This is a genomic window from Myxococcaceae bacterium JPH2 (assembly GCA_016458225.1).
Taxonomy (GTDB): Bacteria; Myxococcota; Myxococcia; order Myxococcales; family Myxococcaceae; genus Citreicoccus.
The window spans coordinates 16,653-23,906 of sequence record JAEMGR010000045.1 but is presented as its reverse complement, the minus strand read 5'-3'; the positions used below and the strand labels follow the sequence as shown (position 1 = coordinate 23,906).

The following is a 7,254-nucleotide window of genomic DNA, read 5'->3' as shown; positions in this document are numbered from 1 at the left end:
GTGAAGGAGGGAGGAGGCTTCATGCCCACTCCCCTGTCCGGTCGTCTCCTCGTCGCGCTCTGCCTCTCCACCCTCACGGCCTGCCAGGGCGAAGGGAATCTCTCCTCCCTTGCCCAGCAGGAGCAGGCCGCCGTCACACCGCCTCCCGGCGGAGGTGACACGCCGCCACCGCCCCTCCCCCCGCTCGACATCGCCGTCTCGGCCCGCCGGGTCGTCTCGGCCGCGAACACCGCGCCGACCAGCTTCCGGCTCTGGCGCAGCGTGGACAACGTCCCGCGCACGACCTTCTTCACGCGCTTCGCCAACAGCTTCCACCTGGGAACCAACGACACAATGGTCGCGACCACCACCCGCTCGGGGGATCGCGGCTATGTCCACACGCGCTACCAACAGAAGCTCTCCGGAGTCCCGGTGGAGAACGCGATGTATGCGCTCACCGAGCTGTCCGATGCGGTGGTGTCGGGCGTGGGGCGCCTGGCGCCAGGACTGACGGTCTCCACCACGCCCGCGGTGACGGCGCCGGACGCGCTCACCGCGGCGCTGACGTCCGTGAACGCCACGCAGTACCTCTGGCAGCTCAACCCCGCCGAGCCCTCGCCCACCGGAACCCTGGTCATCTACTCGCCAGACTTCGGCGAGACGCTCCCCTTCCGGCTCGCGTATCGCTTCGACCTCACCACCACGCAGCCCACGTGGGACAGCGTTCGCGTCTACGTCGACGCGCAGGACGCGCACGTCATCGAGAAGGCCTCGCGGCTGCGACACCTCGACACGCCCGCTACCGGAAAGACGCTCGATGGGCGCGACGTGAGCTTCACCGCGGACCAATACCAGACATCTCCCCTGCCCACCGCCTACCGCCTCCAGGAGAGCGGCACCCGGAAAGTCATCACCCGCGATGGCGACCCGCTCTCGGCCGTGCCGGGCGTGGACTTCCTCGACTCGGACAACCTCTGGAACGAGACCGCCAACCGGCGCGGCGTCAGCGCGCACTGGGCCGGGGAGCGCGGCTGGGATTACCTCCAAGCCACGCTGGGCATCTCGGGCTTCGATGGGCTGGGCGTCGGTGGCATTGGAATCCAGCTCGTCACGCCAGCGGCCTCGCGCTGCGGCGTGGGCTCTCACTTCAATCCCGCCACGAACATCATCGGCCTGTGCAGCTTCGTCACGCCCCCGGGACTCCCAGACGTGGACCTGGAGTCGGCGGGACACGAGATGGGTCACTTCCTCGAGCACATGGCCTTCGGCGGCTTCGGCAGCGCGCTCGAACCGGACGGCCTGAGCGAGGGCATCGCGGACATCTTCGCGACCTCCGTCAACGCCTCGGCCTTCGGCGACCCGAACGACTGGCTCCTGTTCGACAAGGCCATCAGCCCTGACCGCCGCAGCCTCCAGAACCCCAAGGCCTACAGCCAGCCGGACACCTACAAGGGCCTCAACTGGCTGGCCGCCGTCACCGCCCACTCCGGCCATCGCGCGGCGGGCGTCATCACGCACTGGTTCTACTTTCTCGCCGCGGGCGGCGCCGGCACCAACGACCTGGACTTCACGTACTCGGTGACAGGCATTGGCCGACAGGATGCGGAGGAGATCACCTTCCACACGCTGATGGAGAAGCTCACCCCGGCCTCCACCTTCGCGGACTTCCGCGAGGCCACGGTCCTCACGGCGGGTGAGCGCTTCGGTGACGACTCCCCGCAGCAGCGCGCGGTGGCGGCGGCCTGGGCGGCCGTGGGCCTTCCCGACGCCAGCGCCCCCGACAACAGCAAGTTCCGCCTCCCCAGCGCTGGAGAGCAGGCCGTTCCCGCATGGCCCACCCTCCTCACCTTCGAGACCCCGCTCTACTCGTCCTGCCGCGTCCTCTGCCCGCCGGAGAGCATGTGGCAGGTCCAGCTCAGCGACGACCCTACCTTCGCCACGCACCTGCAGACCTTCAACGTGACCTCGCAGAGCGTGCTGGGCGCGCGCACCGTCAGCCGCGCCTCGGCCAACCTCAAACCCATCACCGTCTATTACTGGCGCGTGCGCTCGTACCGAGGCGGCGCGTGGGACACCACGTGGCGCTTCACCTCCAGCTTCGAGACGTCTCACATGACACCCACGGGCATCCTCCCCAGCCACGGCGCCACCAACCTGCACCCGTGGCCTGTCTCTCCAGTGAGCTGGGACGCGGTGCCAGGCGCGACGGGCTACCGGGTCATCGTCTCGGAGGCCGCCAGCCTCAGCCCGCTGACCTTCTACATGGACATGACGGATCCCCACGCGGACAACATGCAGGTCAGCATGAACAAGACGTATTACTGGACGGTGCTCGCCCGAGGCCCGGACGGTAACTTCGGCACACGCGCCACGCGCTATCACACGAAGAACTTCGCGCTCGCCTCGCCCGACGACCTGGAGCGCAACTGGGTCGCCGCGGATTCGATGTCCTTCACCACGAACACCCCCACCGTCACGTTCACGAGCCCCACCAATGGCTCGCCAACCTATCCCTGGCCCGTGAACATGAGTTGGAACGCGGTGGGCGGCGTCACGGGCTACGAGCTGCAACTGGCCGCGGTGGACGACCCGAGCTTCACCACGCCGCTGAAGACACTGCAGCTCAGCGGTACGACCACCCACGCCACCGCCAACGTCAAGCCCGAGAAGAACAAGCGCTACTACTGGCGCGTCAGGGCGCAGAGCGAGGACGGAGAAGTCACCCCCTGGTCCAACGGAGGCACGCCCCTCAACCAGTTCTTCGTGATGAACGACGACAGCACACCCACGCCCCTGCACCCCACGCATGGCGACTCGGTGAGCGCGAGCAACGTCGTCTTCGAGTGGACACCCGTGGCCAATGCCACGGCCTATCAGGTGGATGTCTCCCGAGTGGAGCCCGGCGTGGGCGCGGTGCCCGTCGGCACGTTCCGAGCCCCCTTCCCCGCCACCTCCTTCACGCTGGCCGGCCCCCTGCAGTACCCGAAACAACACACGTGGCAGATCCGCGCCATCGGGCCCGAGAACCTGGATGGAATGACCGCGTCCGCCAGCGCGGGCGGAGGCTTCAACACCCTCGAACCACCCGCGCCCTCGGGCAACACCACCTGCAACGCCGCCGTCCAGGCGGGAACCAACGTGGTGGACGAGCGCACGTTCTCCCTCGGCAAGAAGAGCGGCACGTTTGCCTTTGCCTACAAGACCTACGACATCCACGACCGCATCACCATTCTCTACCAAGGCAGCCAGCTCTGGACGTCGGGCTGCGTGAAGACACCCGACCCCAACATCAACGACCACTCGCTCGCGCCCTGGACGAACGCCACCATCTCGTTCAACGGCAATGACACACAGCTGAAGATTCGCGTCGAGCCGAACTGCGATCCCTCGACGGCCTCCCCCACCACCGAATGGGTCTACCAAATCTCCTGCCCGTGATTTTCCACCCGTCGTCACTTTGGAGAACCCTGTCATGACACTTCGTCGCTCGCTGCTCACCGCGCTCTTGGGGCTGACGTGGGGCTTCATCCCCTCCCTGGTCCTCGCCGCGACCATTCCTCCCGGCGGCGGAGGCACCACGCCCCCGGCCCAGCCCATCGTGCAGAGCACGCGCCTGCTTCCGCTCCGAGGCCGCCTCCCGGGCCAGGCCAACGGAGACGTGGCCATCCGCATCAAGCTCAGCACCGAGCGCAGCTCGCTCACGGACATCACCCCCATCGTGCTGCTGTTCCAGGAGACGCAGACCGTGAAGGTGGTGAACGAGGAGTTCGTGGCCTGGGTGGGCCAGAACACGGCCGGCGGACTCCCGCCCGAGGTCTTCGCCGATCATCCCTCCGCGGGCTTCACCTACGCGCTGGAGGCGACCCCTGACACGGTGGTGGGCTACCAGCCGGCCCACTCGGTGGCCTACGCGATGAGCCTGGTGCCGGGCTCGCTCACCGCGGCGTCCACGTCCTTGCCCGCCGTGGAGCTGTCCAACCGGAGCGGCCCCGCGCTGAGCGCCTCCACCACCGGGCTGTCTGCCTCCGCCGCGACGTTCGAGGTGAACCGCACCACGAACGTCCAGCCCGCGGTCTCCGGGACGAGCAACGGCACCACGGGCCGCGGCGTCAGCGGCGTCGCCACCGCGACCAGCGGCGCCAGCTACGGCGTCGAGGGGCGCACCGCCTCCATCGGAGGCGCGGGGGGACTCTTCGTCAACGAGGGCGGTGGAGATCTGCTCATCGCCAAGAACTCCGACACCGGGGCCACGAACTTCCGGGTGGACAACCAGGGCCGCATCTTCGTCAACAACATCCAGGTGGGCCTGCCAGGCCCGCAGGGAGAGACCGGAGCCGATGGTGACAAGGGCGTCCCGGGCGACAAGGGCGATCCGGGCCCGCCTGGGAAGAACACATTCGCCGTCTGCGCCAAGCACGACAGCTGCATCGGGCTGTGCACGGGCACCTCCACCCTGGTGGGCGCCACCAAGGGCGGCTGCGCGGTGACGTCCAACACAGGCGGCTGCACGTGGGGCGGCGACGACGGCGTCTGCTGCGTCTGCGCGAACTGAGAACGACCCGAGGCCCTGCCATGCGCACGCGACTCCTGCCCGCCCTCCTCGCCGTCTCCGCCCTCCTGACCTGGCCCGCGCTCGGGGCCGTCGACCCGGGTGGAGGAGGCACCACGCCTCCGCCCAACACCCTCGTCAGCTCGCGCTTCCTCCCCTTGCGCGCACCGCTGACGGGCTACACGAACGCCTCCGTCGCATTGCGTTTCACCGTCGTCCAGCCGTCGCCGTCGCAGACCATCGACACGAGCGTCACGCTCTATCAGGAGAACCAGACCGTGCAGGTGCGGAATGGATGGTTCAACGCCTCCATCGGCAGCGCCTCGCCGGGTGGTATCGATCCTTCCTTCTTCGCCGGACGCACGAACGTCGTCGTGACCTGGGCGCTCGTGGCCACGCCCACCACGCTGCTCGGCAGTCAGCCCGTGGCCATCGCCGCCCATGCGCATGGGTTCGCGCCGGGAGCCGTGGCCGCCGTCACTAGCGCAACCCCCACCCTGGAGGTCTCCAACACCCGAGCCGAGGCTGTCCTCGGCACCACCCAATCCATGTCCAAGTCCGCGGGCACGTTCACCCAGGAGAATGACAATGGAACAGGCGCGGCGGTGAGCGCCACGACCAACGGCGTGGGCGGACGTGCCGTGCGCGGCTACACCACCGACCTCAACGGCGCGGGCGTGGGCGTGGAGGGGCACGCCGCCTCGCCTTCTGGCGCGGGAGGTGTCTTCATCAACACCGGAGGGGGAGACCTCATCTCCGGCGTCAACGCCTCCAGCCAGGCCTTCCGCGTGGACAACCTCGGCAATGTCTATCAAGCCGGGGTGCAGGTCCCGCGACAGGGGCCTCAAGGCCCCAAGGGCCTCAAGGGGCATCAGGGCGAGCAAGGCAACAAGGGCGGGGTCGGTCCAGTCGGGGCCACGCGCTCGTTCGCCGTCGCGGCCCTGAGAACCAACTGCATCGGCGTCTGCCCCGGAGCGCTCCACCTCATCTTCGCCAAGCAGGGGCCCTGCCAGGCCACCTCGGACACCGGCACCGTGTCCTGGGCGAGCGAGGATGGCTTCTGCTGCATCTGCGCCGAATAGACATACGCGCGTCAGGAAGTGCCCTGCTGGGTCATGGGCCTCGAAGTCAATGGGGCCCATGTCCCGGCGTCGGATACTTGTTACAGGCAAGCAATTGCACCGAACTCATGCAGACATTGAAAACAATGCCTATGTCCTTCATTCATGCGTATCGGGCAAATCCGATGAACCCAGGGGGCAACACATGAAGAAACACGGGATGAAGCTGTTCGCGGCCGCGGTCGTGCTGTTGGGCGCAGCGAGCTGGGCGGGTGAACACAACAACATGACGGTCTCGGTGGACCTGGTCGGCCGCATCGCCGCGGGAGACCTGGGCACGGCACGCAACACCACCAACACCAAGGAATTCATCGGCTGTACCATCCAGTCGTCGCTCACGGTGACGTCGGTGCAGTGTCGCGCGGGGGATGCCACCGGCACGCAGGGATACTGCAACACCACCAACCCCGCCATGGTGGAGACCGCTCGCGCCATCAACGGGGATGACCGGCTCGCCTTCCTCTGGGATGCCAACAACAACTGCACCCTCATCTCGCTGGAGAAGTTCTCGGCCTATCCGCCCAAGAACCACGACCTGAGCAAGGCCGCCCCGTAGTCCATCGCATCAGGCGACGCGAGACACATCACGGGCGGGGGCGTGCGCATCGGGCACGCCCCTGTCCCATGCTATGGCGCACGCAGCTCGCTCGTGAGCGCCGTCAGGAGCGCGTTGACCCGTGGCGACGACTGGCGCCCCGAAAGGCAGAGCGCGTGCACCGGCGGCCCCGAGGCGGAGAACGCCTCGAGCACCTCCACCAGCCGCCCATCCCGCAGTCGCGCATCGCTCATGAAGTCGAGGACCTGGCAGACACCGGCCCCCGCCGTGGCGAGGTCGAGCAGCGCCGGCCCATGGTCCACATCCATTGCCGCCGCGGTGCGCACCACCTGGGGCGCCTCGCCGGGCGTCAGCGAGAACATCCACTCGCGCACCTTGCCGCGCGGGTCGATGAACTTCAGGCAGGGGTGACGCACCAGCTCGCCGGGATGCGTCGGCGTCCCATGGCGGGCGAGGTAGGCCGGTGAGGCCAGCGTCATCCAGCGCGTCGTCAGGAGGCGCCGCGCCACCAGGCTGGAGTCCTCCAGCGCGCCGATGCGGATCGCCACATCCACCTGCTCCTCCACCAGCCGGCTCAGGCGATCACTCATCCGCACGTGCAGCGTCAACTGAGGATGGCGCGCCTGGAGCCTCGCCAGAGGCGGCAGGATGAGGGGCCCCAGGATGTACGGCAACGAAACCGTCAGCGGACCTCGCGGCGCGTGCTGGGCCTTCGCGACCGCATCGCGTCCGGCCCGGACCTGCGCCACGGCCTCCCGGGCTCGCTCCAGGAACGCCAGGCCCTCCGTGGTGAGGACGACCTGCCGCGAGGTGCGCTCCAGGAGGCGCACCCCCAAATCCTCCTCCAGCCGCAGGACCGCCTTGCTCACGGCCGCCGTGGTCACTCCCAGCCGCTCGGCCGCCTTGCGAAAGCTGAGTTCCTCCGCCACGTGAAGGAAGGGCAGCACCCCGGTGAACAAGTCCATGGCCGTATCATCAACCTGGAGTTGATGATGCTTCAACTCCCAGATGCTCGATGCCGCCCCGGTTGACGGTTAGCTTCCCGGCCA

Annotated in this window: 5 protein-coding genes; 4 read left to right on the top strand and 1 reads right to left on the bottom strand. The window is 68.1% G+C overall.

The features are described from left to right. Positions 1–21 precede the first annotated feature (21 nt). The 4 genes from JGU66_34880 to JGU66_34865 all read left to right on the top strand — a co-directional run bounded on the left by JGU66_34880 (position 22) and on the right by JGU66_34865 (position 6,205). Entirely contained in the window at positions 22–3,417 is a 3,396-nt protein-coding gene (locus tag JGU66_34880) for a M4 family metallopeptidase (GenBank protein ID MBJ6765968.1), read from the top strand. Positions 3,418–3,451: 34 nt separating this feature from the next. Next, the gene (locus tag JGU66_34875) at positions 3,452–4,531 is read left to right on the top strand and encodes a collagen-like protein (GenBank protein ID MBJ6765967.1); all 1,080 of its coding nucleotides are present in this window, start codon (positions 3,452–3,454) and stop codon (positions 4,529–4,531) included. 20 nt (positions 4,532–4,551) lie between these two features. Continuing rightward, positions 4,552–5,610, top strand: coding sequence for a hypothetical protein (locus tag JGU66_34870; GenBank protein MBJ6765966.1), 1,059 nt, complete (start codon positions 4,552–4,554; stop codon positions 5,608–5,610). Between the two features lie 184 nt (positions 5,611–5,794). Continuing rightward, the gene (locus JGU66_34865; protein ID MBJ6765965.1) at positions 5,795–6,205 is read left to right on the top strand and encodes a hypothetical protein; all 411 of its coding nucleotides are present in this window, start codon (positions 5,795–5,797) and stop codon (positions 6,203–6,205) included. A 71-nt stretch (positions 6,206–6,276) separates the two neighbouring features. Here the strand turns inward: JGU66_34865 and JGU66_34860 are convergent, their stop codons facing one another. After that, entirely contained in the window at positions 6,277–7,170 is an 894-nt protein-coding gene (locus JGU66_34860) for a LysR family transcriptional regulator (protein ID MBJ6765964.1), read from the bottom strand. Between the last annotated feature and the right edge of the window lie 84 nt (positions 7,171–7,254).